Origin of the sequence: Vibrio sp. 10N.286.46.A8 (assembly GCF_041470165.1) — a bacterium.
Lineage (GTDB): Bacteria > Pseudomonadota > Gammaproteobacteria > Enterobacterales > Vibrionaceae > Vibrio > Vibrio tasmaniensis_A.
Window position 1 is genome coordinate 1 of the sequence record NZ_JBFRLX010000182.1, and the last position, 17,448, is coordinate 17,448.

The 17,448-nt window shown below is 45.2% G+C and carries 16 protein-coding genes and 1 riboswitch; of the genes, 4 read left to right on the top strand and 12 right to left on the bottom strand.

From position 1 onward, the window contains the following. Both AB4232_RS17175 and AB4232_RS17180 read right to left on the bottom strand, forming a co-directional pair. A partial coding sequence (locus AB4232_RS17175; protein WP_240800353.1) for a phosphate-starvation-inducible PsiE family protein occupies window positions 1-230 on the bottom strand: 230 nt, incomplete at its 3' end. Window positions 231-372: 142 nt separating this feature from the next. After that, the gene (locus tag AB4232_RS17180) at window positions 373-1,743 is read right to left on the bottom strand and encodes an NCS2 family permease (protein ID WP_009848001.1); all 1,371 of its coding nucleotides are present in this window, start codon (window positions 1,741-1,743) and stop codon (window positions 373-375) included. Window positions 1,744-1,801: 58 nt separating this feature from the next. After that, a riboswitch (purine riboswitch) is annotated at window positions 1,802-1,901 on the bottom strand. Between the two features lie 324 nt (window positions 1,902-2,225). Here AB4232_RS17180 and gmk point away from each other — a divergent pair. From gmk to recG, 4 genes are all read left to right on the top strand, one after another. Further along, entirely contained in the window at window positions 2,226-2,849 is a 624-nt protein-coding gene (gene gmk, locus AB4232_RS17185) for a guanylate kinase (protein ID WP_009848002.1), read from the top strand. 119 nt (window positions 2,850-2,968) lie between these two features. Then, window positions 2,969-3,241 (top strand): DNA-directed RNA polymerase subunit omega, encoded by a 273-nt coding sequence (rpoZ, locus tag AB4232_RS17190; RefSeq protein WP_009848003.1) that lies wholly within the window; start codon window positions 2,969-2,971, stop codon window positions 3,239-3,241. 45 nt (window positions 3,242-3,286) lie between these two features. Further along, window positions 3,287-5,413 (top strand): bifunctional GTP diphosphokinase/guanosine-3',5'-bis pyrophosphate 3'-pyrophosphohydrolase, encoded by a 2,127-nt coding sequence (spoT, locus tag AB4232_RS17195; RefSeq protein WP_012603022.1) that lies wholly within the window; start codon window positions 3,287-3,289, stop codon window positions 5,411-5,413. 179 nt (window positions 5,414-5,592) lie between these two features. Further along, complete coding sequence (recG, locus tag AB4232_RS17200) at window positions 5,593-7,671, top strand: ATP-dependent DNA helicase RecG (protein WP_009848005.1); 2,079 nt, start codon at window positions 5,593-5,595, stop codon at window positions 7,669-7,671. Between the two features lie 67 nt (window positions 7,672-7,738). Here recG and envZ read toward each other — a convergent pair whose 3' ends face one another. The 10 genes from envZ to moaB form a co-directional block, all read right to left on the bottom strand. Then, complete coding sequence (gene envZ, locus AB4232_RS17205) at window positions 7,739-9,034, bottom strand: two-component system sensor histidine kinase EnvZ (protein ID WP_012603020.1); 1,296 nt, start codon at window positions 9,032-9,034, stop codon at window positions 7,739-7,741. A 378-nt stretch (window positions 9,035-9,412) separates the two neighbouring features. Further along, window positions 9,413-10,399: a murein tripeptide/oligopeptide ABC transporter ATP binding protein OppF gene (gene oppF, locus AB4232_RS17210; RefSeq protein ID WP_372087620.1), complete on the bottom strand. Its 987-nt coding sequence runs from the start codon at window positions 10,397-10,399 to the stop codon at window positions 9,413-9,415. Next, on the bottom strand, window positions 10,396-11,367 hold the full coding sequence (locus AB4232_RS17215; RefSeq protein ID WP_009848635.1) for an ABC transporter ATP-binding protein: 972 nt from the start codon (window positions 11,365-11,367) through the stop codon (window positions 10,396-10,398). The genes oppF and AB4232_RS17215 overlap by 4 nt, the downstream gene beginning before the upstream one ends. Window positions 11,368-11,418: 51 nt before the next feature. Continuing rightward, the gene (oppC, locus tag AB4232_RS17220) at window positions 11,419-12,321 is read right to left on the bottom strand and encodes an oligopeptide ABC transporter permease OppC (RefSeq protein WP_009848636.1); all 903 of its coding nucleotides are present in this window, start codon (window positions 12,319-12,321) and stop codon (window positions 11,419-11,421) included. A gap of 15 nt (window positions 12,322-12,336) precedes the next feature. After that, entirely contained in the window at window positions 12,337-13,257 is a 921-nt protein-coding gene (oppB, locus tag AB4232_RS17225; protein WP_012603542.1) for an oligopeptide ABC transporter permease OppB, read from the bottom strand. 110 nt (window positions 13,258-13,367) lie between these two features. Further along, window positions 13,368-14,999, bottom strand: coding sequence for an ABC transporter substrate-binding protein (locus AB4232_RS17230; protein ID WP_009848638.1), 1,632 nt, complete (start codon window positions 14,997-14,999; stop codon window positions 13,368-13,370). 637 nt (window positions 15,000-15,636) lie between these two features. Then, entirely contained in the window at window positions 15,637-16,110 is a 474-nt protein-coding gene (moaE, locus tag AB4232_RS17235) for a molybdopterin synthase catalytic subunit MoaE (RefSeq protein WP_372087621.1), read from the bottom strand. Between the two features lie 2 nt (window positions 16,111-16,112). Then, the gene (moaD, locus tag AB4232_RS17240) at window positions 16,113-16,358 is read right to left on the bottom strand and encodes a molybdopterin synthase sulfur carrier subunit (RefSeq protein ID WP_017085813.1); all 246 of its coding nucleotides are present in this window, start codon (window positions 16,356-16,358) and stop codon (window positions 16,113-16,115) included. Further along, complete coding sequence (gene moaC, locus AB4232_RS17245; protein ID WP_004734026.1) at window positions 16,355-16,834, bottom strand: cyclic pyranopterin monophosphate synthase MoaC; 480 nt, start codon at window positions 16,832-16,834, stop codon at window positions 16,355-16,357. Before moaC ends, moaD begins: the two co-directional genes overlap by 4 nt. 12 nt (window positions 16,835-16,846) lie before the next feature. Then, window positions 16,847-17,359 carry a molybdenum cofactor biosynthesis protein B gene (gene moaB / locus AB4232_RS17250; protein WP_010437177.1) on the bottom strand — a complete coding sequence of 171 codons (513 nt, stop codon included), beginning with the start codon at window positions 17,357-17,359 and terminating at the stop codon, window positions 16,847-16,849. Window positions 17,360-17,448 lie beyond the last annotated feature (89 nt).

Consider the following 17,448-nt stretch of genomic DNA (forward strand, 5'->3'; position numbering starts at 1 on the left):
GGGATCTTACCGTTCATCACAAACTGCTGAACCATCGCCAACACTTCTAAATAGATGAACATCAGTAGAATATCGGTCAATTGCACTCGACGTTCAGCAAAAACATGCATGAACTCTTCGACCATCGCAAACAAGGTCGCGAGCGTGATCGCTACCAGTAATACCGCTTCCATAATGTGAAATACTTTTAAAAACGGCTTACTAAAAGATTTAGGTAAGTGAGAAGGCATAGTCACTCTTAAAAAAATAATTAATCCAGTCTCTACATTAGCATGCGCTCTAGAGAAGCGACGAATACAAAAATGGCCCCACATTCACTGCAGAGCCATCGACTTGTTTTTTTACTTAGCCACTTTCTAGTGGCTAACTAACCTACAACAGAATCAGATAAGTTAAGAACACCACACACAGCCCGTAGATCAATGGGTGCACTTCTTTGCGCTTACCTGCAACAACCATTGTGAATGCGTAGCTGATGAAACCCATCGCCATACCGTTCGCTGGTGAGAAGCTTAGCACTGTGAACATGATGGTGAAGAAAGCTGCAATGCGTGACTCTTTCTTTTCCCAGTTAATCTGACCAAGACGACCCACCATGTAGATGCCTACCACAACCATCGCAGGCGCGACCATTGCCGCTGAGAAGATAGAGAAGATTGGGTATAGGAATAGAGATACTAGGAATAGGCCAGCCACCATGACTGCCGCTAAACCTGTTTTCGCACCTTGAGAAGAGGCAATACCCGATTCAGAGAAAGCAGTAATCGATGTGGTACCTAGAATTGAACCAATCACAGTACCGCCCGCATCAGCCACTAGCGCCGATTTTGCATTCGGCACTTTACCGTCTTTGTCGATGATACCGGCATCACGGCCAACACCCACAATCGTGCTCAATCCATCGAAGAAATCGACAATCAAGAAGATAAGTACGATGAACAACAAATCGAACATTTTCTCAGGCGTAAAAGCTGAGAAGTCAAAGATAGCGCCAAAGCTGCCTGCCATACTTGGTGGCATTGAAACGAATTGGTCAGGGATTGGGGCGTTTGATGTGCCCATGAATACATCAGCAAGAATGGTCAGTACGATAGCTGAAACAAACGAGATAAACGTGGCCAACTTAATATCACGAACCATACAGCCCAATGCGATGAAGATGCTCACATAAGCGATGATCACTTTTGGATCGGAAATGTCACCTAAACCAACCAGTACGAACGGGTTAGAAACGATGATACCCGCATTCTTAAGGCCTAAGAAGGCAATGAACAAGCCGAGAGACACAGTAATCGCCAGCTTCAAATCTTCAGGAATCGATTCAATCATCGACTTACGGATATTAGTCAATGAGAAGGCAAGATAAAGAATACCCGATAGGAAGATGCCAAATAATGCTTCATTCCAAAGTACCGCCACTGAACCACTTAACAATAAACCTTTGAAGAAGCCATTCATGCTCATGCCAGGTGCTAGCATGACTGGATAGTTACCCCAAATGCCCATGATAAGCGTTGCAATAGCAGCAGAAAGAGCGGTCGCCGTAAAGACTGCACCTTTGTCCATTCCCGGAATGCCACCCAAAATTGCTGGGTTAACTGCCAAGATATAACTCATCGCTAAGAAGGTAATAAAACCTGCGTATAGCTCAGTGCTGATCGTGGTCTTTCTCTCTGAGAGTTTGAACATGGTGTCAAGTGAGCCAGATGTCTTCTGGGCTTTCAGGGTGGAGTCGGTATTCACAACAAAACCTATGTATTAAATTAAGAAATTTGAGATTCAAATGCTGTGAGAATAGAGGGATCTCTACACTAAAAACTGTAGTCACCAAGGTAGGCTCGGTAGTAGAAACATTTGATCCATTTCATCAAACATATACAGCATTTAATCGTTTGCGCGGATTGTAAGGATTGAGATTAAAACTTCAACAAATTTTGTTCAGATCACATAAAAAACTGAACATGATCGGTCATTACATTTATAGGAAGATCAGACGAAGGATCATTTGAGAATAAATAACGATCAAGCCAGTTGTTCTCAATCATCTAAATATGCTACTCTTCGCCTCCATTTTTCTGACCTAATTTTCACCAGTTGTCTCTATTAGTTTTACTTGTTATCCCTTTTTAGATGCAACCATCGGAACAAAAATTAGAGTCAGTGCTATCTTTTATAGTGTCGGTTTATCGCCCTCACTCAATCCAACCAACAGTGGAAATATACAGATGGGCAAAGGTACTCTTTACATCGTATCTGCACCTAGTGGCGCAGGTAAGTCGAGCTTGATCTCAGCAATGCTAGAAACCAATCCAACCTACGCAATGAAGGTATCTGTTTCACACACCACTCGCGGTATGCGCCCTGGTGAAGAAAATGGTGTTCACTACCACTTCGTAGAGAAGCATCATTTTGAAGACCTTATTAATAAAGGTGAATTCCTAGAGTACGCTGAAGTTTTCGGCAACTACTACGGTACTTCACGCGTTTGGATTGAAGAAAACCTAGACCGCGGTATCGATGTATTCCTAGATATCGACTGGCAAGGTGCTCGTCAGATCCGTGAACAAATGCCTCAAGCGAAGAGTGTCTTCATTCTTCCACCATCAAATGGTGAGCTAGAGCGTCGTTTGAATGTTCGCGGTCAAGACAGCGACGAAGTTATTGCGAAACGCATGAGCGAAGCAAAATCAGAAATTTCTCACTATGCAGAATATGATTATGTGATCGTGAATGATGACTTTGATGCAGCCCTAATGGACTTCAGAGCTATCATTCGTGCGGAGCGCTTAAAAGAAGATAAGCAAGCAGCGAAATACAGCGGCATGCTTACTGCTTTATTAGCGGAATAATCTAGATCCCCTAGATTTTCCATTGAGATAAGTATACGGTGAACTAGAAAGTCTCTAGTTAAACTTGTATACTTTCTCGTCATCAAAAATTTATTAGTTAATTACTATTTGGAGTCCTCATGGCACGCGTAACTGTTCAAGACGCTGTTGAAAAAGTTGGCAACCGTTTCGACCTAGTTCTTATTGCGGCTCGCCGCGCACGTCAAATGCAAACTGGCGGCAAAGATTCACTAGTGCCTGAAGAAAACGATAAGCCAACGGTTATCGCTCTTCGCGAAATCGAAGAAGGTCTTATCACTAAAGACGTACTAGATGCTCGTGAGCGTCAAGAGCAACAAGAGCAAGAAGCGGCTGAGCTTGCAGCAGTAAGCAGCATCGCTCACACTCGCTGATAGAATCAACGTCATTCGAACTAATTAACCTTCCGGGCCTTTAATTTGTATCTATTCGATAGCCTCAAAGACGTTGCCCAAGAATACCTAACAGAGCCTCAAGTTGAGGCTCTGCGTCAATCTTATGTGGTAGCGAGAGACGCCCATGAAGGGCAAACCCGTTCAACGGGTGAACCATACATTATCCACCCTGTAGCTGTTTCAAGAATCCTGGCAGAAATGCGTCTGGATATCGAAACTCTGCAAGCAGCCTTACTCCACGATGTAATTGAAGATACTGAAGTTACAAAAGAGGAGCTAGAAGCTCAATTCGGCAATACCGTTGCTGAACTGGTTGATGGTGTATCTAAGCTGGATAAGCTTAAATTTCGTGATCGCAAAGAAGCGCAAGCAGAGAACTTCCGTAAGATGGTTCTCGCCATGGTGCAAGACATCCGCGTTATCTTGATCAAATTAGCTGACCGTACTCACAACATGCGTACGCTTGGGGCACTTCGTCCTGATAAGAAGCGTCGTATTGCTCGTGAAACCCTAGAGATTTATTCTCCGCTAGCTCATCGTCTTGGTATTCATAACATCAAGACAGAACTAGAAGAGCTGGGCTTCGAAGCCCTTTATCCTAACCGTTATCGCGTCCTGAAAAACGTAGTGAAAGCTGCGCGTGGTAACCGTAAGGAGATGATTCAACGTATCCATAGCGAAATCGAAGGCCGCCTTGAAGAAGTCGGTTTGCCTGCTCGCGTACTTGGTCGTGAAAAGAACCTGTTCTCCATCTATAACAAGATGAAAACCAAAGAACAGCGCTTCCACACCATTATGGACATCTACGCTTTCCGCGTGGTGGTTGATACACCAGATACTTGCTATCGCGTACTTGGTCAGGCCCACAGCCTGTACAAGCCTCGTCCTGGCCGCATGAAAGACTATATTGCGGTACCGAAAGCCAACGGCTACCAATCTCTGCACACGTCAATGATCGGCCCTCACGGGGTGCCAGTTGAGGTCCAGATCCGTACTGAAGATATGGAGCAGATGGCAGATAAAGGTGTCGCGGCGCACTGGTCTTACAAAGGCAATGGCTCACGCAGTAGCAACGGGACAACCGCACAGGTTAAAGCACAACGTTGGATGCAGAGCTTACTTGAGCTGCAACAAAGCGCAGGTAACTCATTCGAATTCATTGAAAATGTTAAATCTGATCTGTTCCCAGATGAGATCTTCGTATTCACGCCGAAAGGTCGTATTGTCGAACTTCCAGCAGGCGCAACAGCAGTCGATTTTGCTTACGCGGTACATACCGACGTCGGCAACATGTGTGTCGGTGCTCGTGTAGACATGAACCCTTACCCACTCAGCAAATCGCTGAAGAATGGCCAAACTATTGAGATCATCAGTGCTCCGGGCGCACGTCCGAATGCAGCATGGCTCAACTACGTAGTGACCTCACGTGCGCGTACGAAGATCCGTCAGGTCCTGAAAACGATGCGTCGTGAAGAGTCGATTACCCTTGGCCGTCGCCTACTGAACCATGCACTTGGTGAACACTCTATTGCCGATGTCGGTCAAGAGAATATCGAACATGTATTGTCTGATCTACGTCTCGATAACATTGAAGACTTGCTAGCATCGATTGGTCTTGGTGAGCTGATGAGTATCGTTATTGCTCGTCGTTTATTGGGCGATGCTGACGAACTGACTGAAGTGGCAAACAACAGCGATACGCCTAGGAAGAAATTACCTATCCGTGGTGCTGAAGGCCTATTACTGACGTTCGCCAACTGTTGTCACCCGATTCCAGATGATCACATTATTGCTCATGTATCTCCAGGTCGTGGTCTTGTGGTGCACCGTGAAACGTGTCCAAACGTTCGTGGTTACCAGAAAGAACCGGATAAATACATGGCGGTTGAATGGTCTGACGATTACAACCAAGAGTTCACTGCTGAACTTCAGGTCGAATTACAGAACCATCAAGGTGCGCTGGCTGAGCTAACTAACGTTATCTCGAAAACCGGCTCGAACATTCACGGTATTTCAACCGAAGAACGTGACGGACGCTTGTACACAGTGACTATCTTGTTGACCACGAAAGATCGTGTTCATTTAGCGAGCATTATGAAGAAGCTACGTGTGATGCCACACGCGCTCAAAGTAAGACGTCGTAAGAACTAACGTTCGAATTTATTGGCAACTTTGCTAAGAATTGAAATCCCCTTAATGTTTTGTCGCTTAAGGGGATTTTTTTGTGGCTGCGATTCTAGAGTTCCCCTAGCTTCATGCTATTCATGCCTGTACAAAAATCCAGTAAAATGCTTGAATAGATTATCTCTCTTACGTTTATGAGCCTTGTTATGTCACAGCTTTTATCTGCTATCCCTCTCAACTCTTTATCTGGAGTCGGCGCAAAAGTCGCAGAGAAACTGGAAAAGGTTGGGCTTAACAATGTACAAGACCTGTTATTTCATCTGCCTTTGCGCTATGAAGATAGAACTCGTATCTATCCCATCGTAAAGCTGCATGCCGGGCTGTGGGCTGCTGTGCAAGGCAAGGTGATGCATGTTGATACCATTTTCGGTAAACGTAAGATGCTCGCAGTAAAGATCAGCGACGGTAACGGCACGATTACTCTGCGCTTTTTCAACTTTACTGCAGGAATGAAGAATAACTTTGCCGAAGGCAAACAAGTGCATGCTTATGGTGAGATCAAGCGCGGCAATATGGGGCTTGAGATTGTCCATCCGGATTACAAATTCTTTGCTCCTAGGCAACAACCAGACGTTGAAGCCAACCTGACTCCGGTGTATCCAACCACTGAAGGGCTAAGACAAGTCACGCTACGTAACCTCACAGACCAAGCTCTAGAGTTAATCGATAAAGCAGCCGTCAATGAGCTGCTACCGTCTGGTCTATACGACCACCAAATTACCCTCGCACAAGCACTGCATACCATTCACAGGCCGCCCCCGGGCATTGACCTAGAGCTGTTTGATGAAGGCAAGCACCCTGCGCAACTGCGTCTGATTATGGAAGAGTTGCTGGCTCAAAACCTGTCTATGTTGTCTGTTCGTAGCAAAGGGCAGCAAGACAAGGCAATGCCTTTTCCTCCAGTAAACACTCTTAAAGATAAGCTACTGGCTCAGCTGCCGTTTTCACCAACCAATGCCCAAGCACGAGTGACCAAAGAGATCGAAGCTGACTTGGAAAAGCCGCACCCTATGATGCGTTTAGTGCAAGGTGATGTGGGCTCTGGTAAAACCTTAGTCGCTGCACTAGCAGCCGTTCGCGCACTCGAACACGGTCAGCAAGTAGCACTTATGGCACCCACTGAACTACTCGCAGAACAACACGCGATTAACTTTGCCAACTGGTTTGAGGCAATGGGTATTCAAGTTGGATGGCTAGCAGGTAAGCTCAAAGGCAAAGCTCGTGAAACTGAACTAACACGTATTGCCAGCGGCGAAGCGCAAATGGTGGTCGGTACTCATGCGCTATTTCAAGAGCATGTCGAGTTCAACAACCTTGGTTTAGTGATCATTGATGAGCAGCACCGATTTGGCGTCCACCAGCGATTAGAGCTGCGTGAAAAAGGCGCCAAGCAAGGTTATTACCCTCACCAACTGGTGATGACGGCAACACCAATTCCACGAACGCTGGCGATGACGGCCTATGCCGACCTCGAAACCTCGATTATTGATGAGTTACCACCGGGGCGAACCCCAATTCAAACCGTCGCGATTCCTGATACTAAACGCGATGACATTGTTGAACGTGTGAAAAATGCGTGTCTCAATGAAGGCAAACAAGCTTACTGGGTGTGTACGTTGATTGATGAATCGGAAGTACTGGAAGCTCAAGCTGCAGCGGATACGGCAGAAGAGCTGCAACGCAAACTGCCCGACGTAAAGATTGGTTTGGTTCATGGCCGAATGAAACCCGCAGAGAAACAAGCGGTGATGCAGGAATTCAAAGAGAACAAACTGCACCTGTTAGTTGCTACAACCGTGATTGAAGTAGGTGTAGATGTACCGAATTCAAGCTTAATGATCATCGAGAATCCTGAGCGTCTTGGTCTAGCGCAACTCCACCAACTGCGTGGCCGTGTTGGCCGTGGTTCAGTCGCGAGCCATTGTGTACTGCTGTATCACTCCCCACTCTCTAAAACCGCTCAGAAACGCTTAGGAGTACTACGTGAAAGTAACGATGGCTTTGTGATAGCTCAGCGTGACTTAGAGATCCGTGGCCCCGGTGAACTGCTTGGCACTAAGCAAACAGGCTTGGCTGATTTTAAGATTGCCGACTTAGTCCGTGACCAACGTTTGATACCTGAAGTGCAGCGTATCGCGCGTCATATTCACGATAGCTACCCAGACAACGCCAAGGCGATCATCAACCGCTGGCTGGGTGAGCGCGATGTGTATTCTAAGGCGTAATTCGCCCTCATATCTTGCTTAAAACGTAAAAAGGCTTCTACAAGGAAGCCTTTTTCGTGCGTATAGCCTAAGGTTTCACAGGGAAACTGATCTGCGCCTTCAAGCCACCCTCACTGCGGTTATTCACCACCACCGCACCTTGATGCTGACTAACAATACGTTTCACGATCGCTAAACCTAAACCTGTCCCTTCACTACCACGAGCCGTGTCACCACGCGTGAACGGTTCAAACAACTTCCCGATCTGGTCTTGTGGAATACCCGGACCGTTATCTTCTACCGTTACCCAAGCCAGTTTGTTATCTGCCGTCATGCCAGTCGATACTTTGACCCAACCATTACCGTAGCGTAGCGCGTTCACCACCAAGTTACTCACTGCACGCTTCATCGCGATCGGGTTACCCAACGCAGGTTTCATGGTTTCTGGAATATCGGTTTCAATCTGAACCTCATAGCCACCTTCAGAGCTAGAGACCTCGCGCGCAATATCATCAACAAATACCGCCTGGAATGAGTCTCGATCAACAGGCTTTAGGTAATCCATAAACTGACTGATGATCTCATTGCACTCTTCAGTATCACTGATGATCCCTTCCGCTAGATAACTGTCTTCTGGCGACATCATCTCAGTCGCCAAGCGAATACGCGTGAGTGGTGTACGCAGATCATGGCTGATACCCGCCATTAGTAGGGCTCTATCTTCTTCGAGTTCTTGAATGCCTTTCGACATCTGATTAAAGGCTCGAGTTACCGAGCGAATCTCTTGTGCACCTTGCACTGGAAGTGGCGGTGGAATATCACCACGCCCAACACCTTGCGCGGCTTTCTCTAGGGCTATCAACGGCCGATTTTGCAAGCGGATAAACAGCCACCCACCAGCAACAATCAACAACGCCATGATCAGACTGTTACGAAATAGAGGCGCAAAGTCTTCTTCTTGCAGCTCAGACAGGGGAATACGAATCAAGGAGTTAGGCAACTGCGCAATGTCCATCCACAACACGTAACTTTCTTTGCCCAAAACCAATCGCACTTCGGTTTCAGAACCGAGCTCTTTGGTCATCTCCTCACTCATCAGGTCTATCGCGACCGCATGGTAGTACTCGCCCGACGCTTCACTGTCCTTGGCATGAACCGTAACCCCGAGCTGCTCAAGTACACGCTGACGCAGTGGTGCATCAATCTCGATATCACTGCCTTGGTCCAATACTAGGTTTAGTTCGTGAGCCAAAATCTTATTAAACTGCTGCAAACTCGGCATCAATGCATAATTGAACACCGCGTAATAAGAAAAGATTTGGCTAGCAACCAATAGGGTTAAGAAGAGCACTATCGACTGAGTAAAGGAGCTACGTATGCGCATAGAAGACCTAAAGTGAGGGATGATAAAGGGATATAGTGGGAACTATAGCTGTAATACCAATCACAGTAAGTAAATGATCATAAATAGCGCCGGAAAAAGGCTTGAGAACAAGGCTGCAATTTTTGATAAGTAGTTATTTTACAATCAAAATTTCTAACGAAGTTATCGAGCGTTTTAACAAGCTAGGATGAGCAGTTATTTACTACGATTGGTATTAGTATAAAAAAAGCCAACTTTTTCAAAACTAGAAGAAGTTGGCTTAGTTGTTCAAATAATTTGATGAAGGTAAAGATCCTCGAATACGTAAGCATAAAAAAAGCGCAACCTATAAAAAGTTGCGCTTAAGCCTGTCACAGGCTGAACCGTTTTAAATAGGCTCTAGACTTGTACGTGCAAGCAAGATACTGCGTGAACGTCATCGCCTTGAATAGTTGGCTTAGTTTGCGCACACGCCTCGGTTGCTTCAGGGCAACGAGTACGGAACACACAACCCGATGGTGGATTAATTGGTGATGGGAGATCACCCTCCAGCATCTGAATCGTTTTGCTGCGCTCTAAACGAGGGTCTGGAATCGGAACTGCAGACATCAATGCTTTGGTATATGGGTGTTTAGGATCTGAGAACAAGGCATCTGATTCACCTAGTTCAACAGCATTACCTAAGTACATCACCAATACACGGTCAGAAATGTGTTTAACAACCGACAAATCGTGCGCGATGAATACCAAAGACAAACCTAACTCTTTCTGTAGTTCCATAAGAAGGTTTACTACTTGAGCTTGGATAGAGACATCCAGAGCAGAAACCGGCTCATCACAGATGATCATCTTAGGTTTCAAGATAAGTGCACGTGCGATACCGATACGTTGACACTGACCACCAGAGAATTCATGTGGGTAACGGTTGATTACGTTGGGTAGTAGACCAACCTTTGCCATCATCTCTTTAACTCGATCTTTCACTTCCTGTTTAGAAAGCTCAGGATAAAAAGTCTCTAGAGGCTCAGCAATGATGTCGCCGACTGACATACGCGGGTTGAGTGATGCTAGCGGATCTTGGAAGATCATCTGAATCTCTTTACGAGTCTCACGACGTTTCACTTCTTGCATCTTAGTCAGGTCCTGACCTAACCACATCACTTGACCTTCAGTCGCTTCAACCAAACCGATAATTGCGCGTGCAAAAGTCGACTTACCACAACCAGACTCACCAACCACACCTAGCGTTTCGCCTTCGTAAAGATGAACATCAACACCATCAACTGCTTTAAGGTTTGATGGTTTCGCCCAAGGCCAAGCAGACTTAGCCGCAATGCTAAAATGAACTTTTAGGTCTTTAATATCTAATAGTAATTCTTTACTCATTTTGTCCAAGTCTCCCAGTCTGAAAAACAAGCACGCTGACGGTCTTTAGCAAATGGCTGTAGAATCGGTGCTTCTTGCTTACAACGGTCCATTACACGGTGACAACGGTCTTGGTAAGGACAACCTGTTGGTAGGCGAAGTAAGTTAGGTGGGTTACCTGGAATCGTCGGTAGAATTTCACCTTCGGTATCCAAACGAGGAATTGCTTTAAGCAGGCCTTCCGCATAAGGGTGGCTTGGCTCGTAGAAGATTTCATCAACCGTGCCATATTCCATTGTACGACCTGCGTACATCACAAGTACTTTGTCACATGAGCCAGCAACAACACCCAAATCATGAGTGATCATGATGATTGCCGTATTGAACTCATCTTTAAGTTCGTTCAGCAATTCCATAATTTGCGCTTGAATGGTTACATCCAGTGCCGTTGTTGGTTCATCAGCGATAAGCAATTTAGGGCGACACAGCAGTGCCATTGCGATCATCACACGCTGACGCATACCGCCCGAAAACTCGTGCGGGTACATAGTGATGCGCTTGCGTGCTTCAGGGATTTTAACCGCTTCCAGCATACGCACTGATTCTTCGAACGCTTCTGCTTTACCCATGCCTTTATGCAGCATCAGTACTTCCATCAGCTGGTCACATACTTTCATGTAAGGATTCAGTGACGTCATTGGATCTTGGAAGATCATCGCGATCTGTTCAGCACGTACTTTGTTCAGCTCTTTTTCAGGCAGGTTAAGAATTTCATTGCCTTCAAACTTTGCGCTACCTGAGATGATGCCGTTCTTAGCCAGCAGCCCCATCAGTGCAAATACCGTTTGTGATTTACCTGAACCCGACTCACCAACAATACCCAGCGTTTCGCCTTGGTTAAGTGAGAAGTTCAAGTCGTTTACTGCGGTTACGATACCATCTTGCGTGGTAAATTCGACGCGCAGATCTTTGACATCTAATAAGCTCATCATTGCTTCCTTCAATCTTTTATAGCTTTTGTATTTTTATTTGCTATTTCTTTATCTGTCTTTTGGATCAAGCGCGTCGCGCAGACCATCACCTACGTAGTTAAAGCAGAACAGCGTAACTACCATGAATGCCGCTGGGAATGCTAGTTGCCAAATAGCAACTTCCATTGTTTGCGAGCCTTCTTGTAATAGCGCGCCCCAACTTGTCATAGGTTCTTGAACACCAAGACCAAGGAAAGATAAGAATGATTCAGTAAGGATCATGCTCGGAATAAGTAGCGTCGAGTAAACCGCAACAATACCCAATACGTTCGGTACGATATGACGTGTAATGATCTTCCATTTACTTACACCACATACGTGAGCAGCCTCGATGAATTCTTTGCTACGTAGACTCAACGTTTGACCACGTACGATTCGTGCCATATCGAGCCAAGCAATAGCACCGATAGCAACAAAGATAAGTACAATATTACGACCAAAGAATGTTACCAGTACGATCACAAGGAACATGAATGGTACTGCATACAAGATCTCTAGGATACGCATCATCACTCGGTCAGTACGACCGCCAATGAAACCTGAAGCTGCACCGTAAAGCGTACCAATCAGTACCGCTACAAATGCGCCCATCACACCAACCATAAGAGAAATACGGCCGCCGATCATCGTACGAACGTATAAGTCACGACCTAAACTGTCAGTACCAAACCAATGATCCGCATTTGGACCAACGTGCATTGCGTACCAATCGGTATCATCGTAAGCATGCTGCGCCAACATAGGTAAGAAGATTACCGATAGCACCATGATAATTAGAATGAACAGACTGATCATTGCCGCTTTGTTGCGCATAAAACGAATACGCGCATCCTGCCACAAACTACGACCTTCAATTTCCAAATTCTCAGAGAATTTTTCGATCGCTTCTAAGTTTTCTTTTTTCTTCAACATAACCATGCGTCCCTGTTAGTAGCGAATTTTCGGGTCAATAAGCGCTAGTAAAATATCAACGATAGCGTTGAACAAGATGAATAGGAAACCAATCAAAATGGTTACACCCATTACTAACGAGTAGTCACGGTTAAACGCGGCGTTAACAAACAGCTTACCGATACCCGGTAGGCCGAAGATGGTTTCAACAACAACTGAACCTGTGATGATACCTACGAAAGCAGGCCCCATATATGAAACAACAGGTAGCATTGCTGGCTTAAGCGCATGTTTAAGAACGATATAACGGTAACTTAGACCTTTAGCACGAGCAGTACGGATAAAGTTACTGTTTAGAGTTTCAATCATGCTACCGCGAGTGATACGAGCAAAGGTAGCTACATATAGAAGAGACATCGCAATGACAGGTAGCACGATGTACGCGAAGGTGCCGCCATGCCAACCACCTGCGGGGAATATATTCCAGTGCAGGGAGAAAAGGTAAATAAGCGCTGGTGCCAACACGAAGGATGGCATCACCACCCCGAGCATGGCAGTCGACATTATGGTGTAGTCGACCCAGGTATTGTGCTTCAACGCGGCTATAGTACCGACGGTGACCCCCATAATTAGCGTAAAGATAAAGGCAACGAAGCCTACCTTCGCAGATACTGGAAGTGCTACAGCAATCAGCTCATTTACTGTGTAATCTTGATATTTGAAAGATGGACCAAAATCACCCTGAAGGATGTTGGTTAAGTACGTGGTGTACTGTTCAAATACTGGTTTATCTAAGCCGTATTTAGCTTCGATGTTAGCCATAACTTCTGGCGGTAATGGACGCTCGCTTGAAAACGGGTTACCCGGTGCGAAACGCATGAGAAAGAAAGATATAGTGATCAACACCAACATCGTTGGAATCGCTTCAAATATCCTTTTCATAATGAATTTAAGCATAAACTCACTCTTTCAGTCTGTGACAATTAAAATTAGAAAGACGCTACATGCGCGTATTACGCATGTAGTGTCTGTATCGTTATAGTTATATTAACTTTTAGAATCGAAGCTTATTGAGCCTTGATGTATAAGTCTTTCGAGAAGATCTTATCTTCCGCGTTATTAGTAGGGAAGCCACCAACGTGCGGATTTAGTAGACGTGATTTCACGTATTGGTAGATAGGTGCGATAGGCATATCGTTAGCCATTAGCGCCTCAGCTTCAAGGTAAAGTGCTTTACGCTCTTCTTCTGAAGTCGAGTTCAGTGCTTTATCAATGATTTGATCGTAAGCCGCGCTGTCGTAGTGAACACCACCGGTAGTGTTGTTACTCTTCATTAGCGTTAGGAATGACGACGCTTCATTGTAGTCACCACACCAACCAGCACGAGCTACTTCGAAGTCACCAGAATCTTTAGAAGATAGGTAAGTTTTCCACTCTTGGTTTTCAAGTGTAACTTTAAGACCCAGTGTTTTCTTCCACATAGAACCTAGTGCTACAGCAATCTTCTTGTGGTTTTCAGAAGTGTTGTACAGTAGGTTGAAGTTTAGTGGATTGTCTTTGCCGTAGCCCGCTTCTTCAAGAAGACGTGCCGCTTCTACGTTACGTTCTTTTTGAGACATTGTACCGTACTGAGGAAGCTCAGGATCGAAGCCCGCCGTGATTTCAGGCGTCAGGAAATATGCTGGTTTTTGACCTTGCGCTAAGATAGCGCCAGTCACGATGTCACGGTCAATTGCGTAAGAGATAGCCTTACGTACGCGAACGTCATCAAATGGAGCTTTCTTCGTGTTGAAGATGTAGTAGTAAGTACACAAGTTACCAGCTACAGATACGTCTTCTGCGTGCTCTTTCTTAAGACGCTTGAAGTGCTCAGTTGGAAGTTCATTTGTGAAGTCGATTTCACCAGATAAGAAACGGTTCATTTCCGCAACTTGGTTTTCGATTGGTAGGAAGGTTACTTTGTTTAGAACAGTTTTATCGTTGTTCCAGTATTGGTCGTTACGCTTTAGAACTAGACGTTCGTTAACAACCCACTTATCAACAGAAAATGCGCCGTTACCTACGAAGTTACCCGGCTTAGTCCATTGGTCACCGAATTTTTCAACAGTTGCCTTGTGTACTGGCTTCACTGTTGTGTGGCCCATCATCATTACGAAGTATGGTACCGCTGTTTCTAATTCAACAACAAGTGTGTTTGCATCTACAGCTTTAACGCCTAGCTCACTCTTGTCTTTCTTACCCGCTACGATGTCTTTCGCATTCACCATCTTGGTATATTCCATGTACCAAGCGTATGGAGAAGCAGTGGCAGGATCAACTGCACGTTTCCAGCTGTATACGAAATCTTCAGCTGTTACAGGATCGCCGTTAGACCATTTTGCATCTTTGCGTAGGTGGAAAGTGAATGTTTTGTTGTCCGTCGTTTCCCAGCTTTCGGCTACACCTGGGATTGTATTACCTTCGCCATCTTGGTTCACTAGACCTTCTAGAAGATCACGAATTACGTGAGATTCTGGTACACCTTGAGATTTGTGTGGGTCGATAGTCGCAACTTCAGTACCGTTACCGCGAACAAGTTCCTGAACTTTTGCTAGTTCTGTGCCTGCTGGAACTTCAGCAGCGATAGAAAGAGTAGAAGTGGCAGCCACTGCCAAACCAGCACCTAGAAGAAGGGCCTGAGTGATTTTATTCTTGTACATTTAATAAACTCCAAGTTTTACGTATTGCATCCATGACTTCTTTGCTAAGTTCACTGAACGGCAGTGATTTAGATTTATTTAGCTCAAAATTTAAGCATAAAAATCTAAAACCTTACAAAGATTGAGGCACACACTATCAACCATTGAAGTAATTTGCCATAAACAAGTCGCAAAAAATCGGATAATTCTCCGAATTACTCAAGGTATCAGTGCAAATATCTAATAAAACCCTAATGAATAGTGAGTTACACATAGGGATTTATTAAATAACAGCCTTTAGTGTTGATGTATCTGAATTGATACTTTTATTTAGCATCTTATGCTAGAACACTGTCGGCAAATTAACATTAATGCCACATGAAATCTAATTGCGCATCACATATCCCCTAAATAGACTGCACTATTTGTGAGGATTATCACTTTATACAAAACAGCATAAAGCACTGCACCAAGACAGACTAAATCACGCGTTGAATTCATATGCAACTTGACTGCTTAACCATTTATTAAAGAACCTTTTATTTATAAATCACTTTGTAGCACGCACAAAAAAGCCGACGTTCAACGTCGGCTTTATTACCTAAGTCCTAACCTGAAATGCGTTATCACGTTAAGGACGAAACATTATGTGGATAATTTACTTTTCCCAGCGCTCTGCAGCTTTGGTATCAGAATCGCGAGAATCAACCCAGCGAGTTGTTTCAGTGGTACGTTCTTTTTTCCAAAACGGCGCTTTGGTTTTGAGGAAGTCCATAACAAACTCACACGCTTCGAAGGCAGCCCCTCGGTGCGCACTGGATACACCAACGTAAACAATCTGGTCACCGATATCTAGATCACCAACACGGTGAATCACTCGCATCTTCTGAATAGGCCAGCGCGCTTCAGCTTGATCACAGATCTCGCTCAGCGACTTCTCTGTCATTCCGGGATAATGCTCTAGAGACAAACCAATCACGTTGTCGCCAAGGTTCATGTCGCGAACTTTACCAACAAACGTCACGACCGCTCCCGCAGCCGTACCTTGAGCTAGATAATCGTATTCGCCACCCACAGAAAAGTCTTCAGCAGTCACTAATACTCTTGGATCAATAACTCGAGAGTCATTCATGGTTAACCTCCAGTAACTGGTGGGAAGAAAGCCACTTCGTCGCCGTCTTTCACTTCAGTCGTCAAAGGTACAATTGATTGGTTGAGTGCTGCCAGCAGCTTGCCCTCCTCCAATGCGATATCCCATTTGCCTTCTTGTGTTACAAGGTGGCTGCGAATCGCTTCAATAGTATTGTATTGCGCATCGACTTCTAGGCTATCGACACCGACAAGTTCACGAGTTTGTGCAAAGAAAAGTACCGTAATCATGATTCCACCTTAAAGTGTCCTGATTTACCACCTGTCTTCTCTAACAGGCGTACGTTCTCGATAACAATGTCTTTCTGAACAGCTTTACACATATCGTAAATCGTTAGTGCAGCAACAGAAGCAGCCGTTAGCGCTTCCATCTCTACGCCTGTCTTACCTGCAAGCTTACATACCGACTCGATACGTACCTTGTTTTCAGACTCGATCGCTTCAAGTTGTACTTCTACCTTAGTTAGCAGCAAAGGGTGACACAGTGGAATCAAGTCCCACGTCTTCTTCGCTGCTTGGATACCAGCAATACGTGCCGTTGCGAAAACATCACCTTTATGGTGGCTGCCAGAAACAATCAGCTCTAGCGTTTCTGCTGACATTTGAACAAAAGCTTCCGCTCTCGCCTCACGTACTGTCTCTGCTTTAGCTGATACATCGACCATGTTTGCTTCGCCAGACGCGTTAATATGGGTAAATTGGCTCATGCTCAAACCACCTTATACAGAAAGATGTGGCATGAAGTTACAAGGACGGTGGCTAGCATCCATCTGTTGCTTGATGATCTTAGTCCAACCTGTACGGCACGCACCTGTAGAACCTGGCATCGCAAAGATAACCGTGTGGTTAGCAAAACCCGCGATTGCACGCGATTGAATCGTCGAAGTACCGATCTCTTCGTAAGACACTTGGCGGAATAGCTCACCAAAGCCTTCTACTTCTTTGTCGAACAGTGGCTTAAGTGCTTCTGGGGTGCTGTCACGAGAAGTGAAACCCGTACCACCAGTGATCATGATCGCTTGGACGCTGTCATCAGCAATCCACTGAGATACGATCGCACGGATCTTGTACATGTCATCGATAACAATTTGCTTATCAACCACGTTGTGACCCGCTTCTTTAGCATGCTCAGCTAGGTAACCACCTGACGTGTCATTTTCTTCTGTACGAGTATCTGAAACCGTTAGTACTGCGATGTTTGCTGCTTGGAATTTGCTTTCTGCGTGACCCATTTGTTCACCTATATAAATTTTTTAATTATTAGGGCGTGTTGACCTTTCGTGATTAAATTTTGTTCGAGTAAAAGCGTTTTAATCGCGGC

What these genes read in the sequence shown, in the direction of transcription:
- gmk (WP_009848002.1), top strand. Translation starts at nt 2,226, where the DNA reads ATGGGCAAAGGTACTCTTTACATCGTATCTGCACCTAGTGGCGCAGGT.
- rpoZ (WP_009848003.1), top strand. Translation starts at nt 2,969, where the DNA reads ATGGCACGCGTAACTGTTCAAGACGCTGTTGAAAAAGTTGGCAACCGT.
- recG (WP_009848005.1), top strand. Translation starts at nt 5,593, where the DNA reads ATGTCACAGCTTTTATCTGCTATCCCTCTCAACTCTTTATCTGGAGTC.
- envZ (WP_012603020.1), bottom strand. Translation starts at nt 9,034, where the DNA reads ATGCGCATACGTAGCTCCTTTACTCAGTCGATAGTGCTCTTCTTAACC.
- oppF (WP_372087620.1), bottom strand. Translation starts at nt 10,399, where the DNA reads ATGAGTAAAGAATTACTATTAGATATTAAAGACCTAAAAGTTCATTTT.
- AB4232_RS17215 (WP_009848635.1), bottom strand. Translation starts at nt 11,367, where the DNA reads ATGAGCTTATTAGATGTCAAAGATCTGCGCGTCGAATTTACCACGCAA.
- oppC (WP_009848636.1), bottom strand. Translation starts at nt 12,321, where the DNA reads ATGTTGAAGAAAAAAGAAAACTTAGAAGCGATCGAAAAATTCTCTGAG.
- oppB (WP_012603542.1), bottom strand. Translation starts at nt 13,257, where the DNA reads ATGCTTAAATTCATTATGAAAAGGATATTTGAAGCGATTCCAACGATG.
- AB4232_RS17230 (WP_009848638.1), bottom strand. Translation starts at nt 14,999, where the DNA reads ATGTACAAGAATAAAATCACTCAGGCCCTTCTTCTAGGTGCTGGTTTG.
- moaE (WP_372087621.1), bottom strand. Translation starts at nt 16,110, where the DNA reads ATGAATGACTCTCGAGTTATTGATCCAAGAGTATTAGTGACTGCTGAA.
- moaD (WP_017085813.1), bottom strand. Translation starts at nt 16,358, where the DNA reads ATGATTACGGTACTTTTCTTTGCACAAACTCGTGAACTTGTCGGTGTC.
- moaC (WP_004734026.1), bottom strand. Translation starts at nt 16,834, where the DNA reads ATGAGCCAATTTACCCATATTAACGCGTCTGGCGAAGCAAACATGGTC.
- moaB (WP_010437177.1), bottom strand. Translation starts at nt 17,359, where the DNA reads ATGGGTCACGCAGAAAGCAAATTCCAAGCAGCAAACATCGCAGTACTA.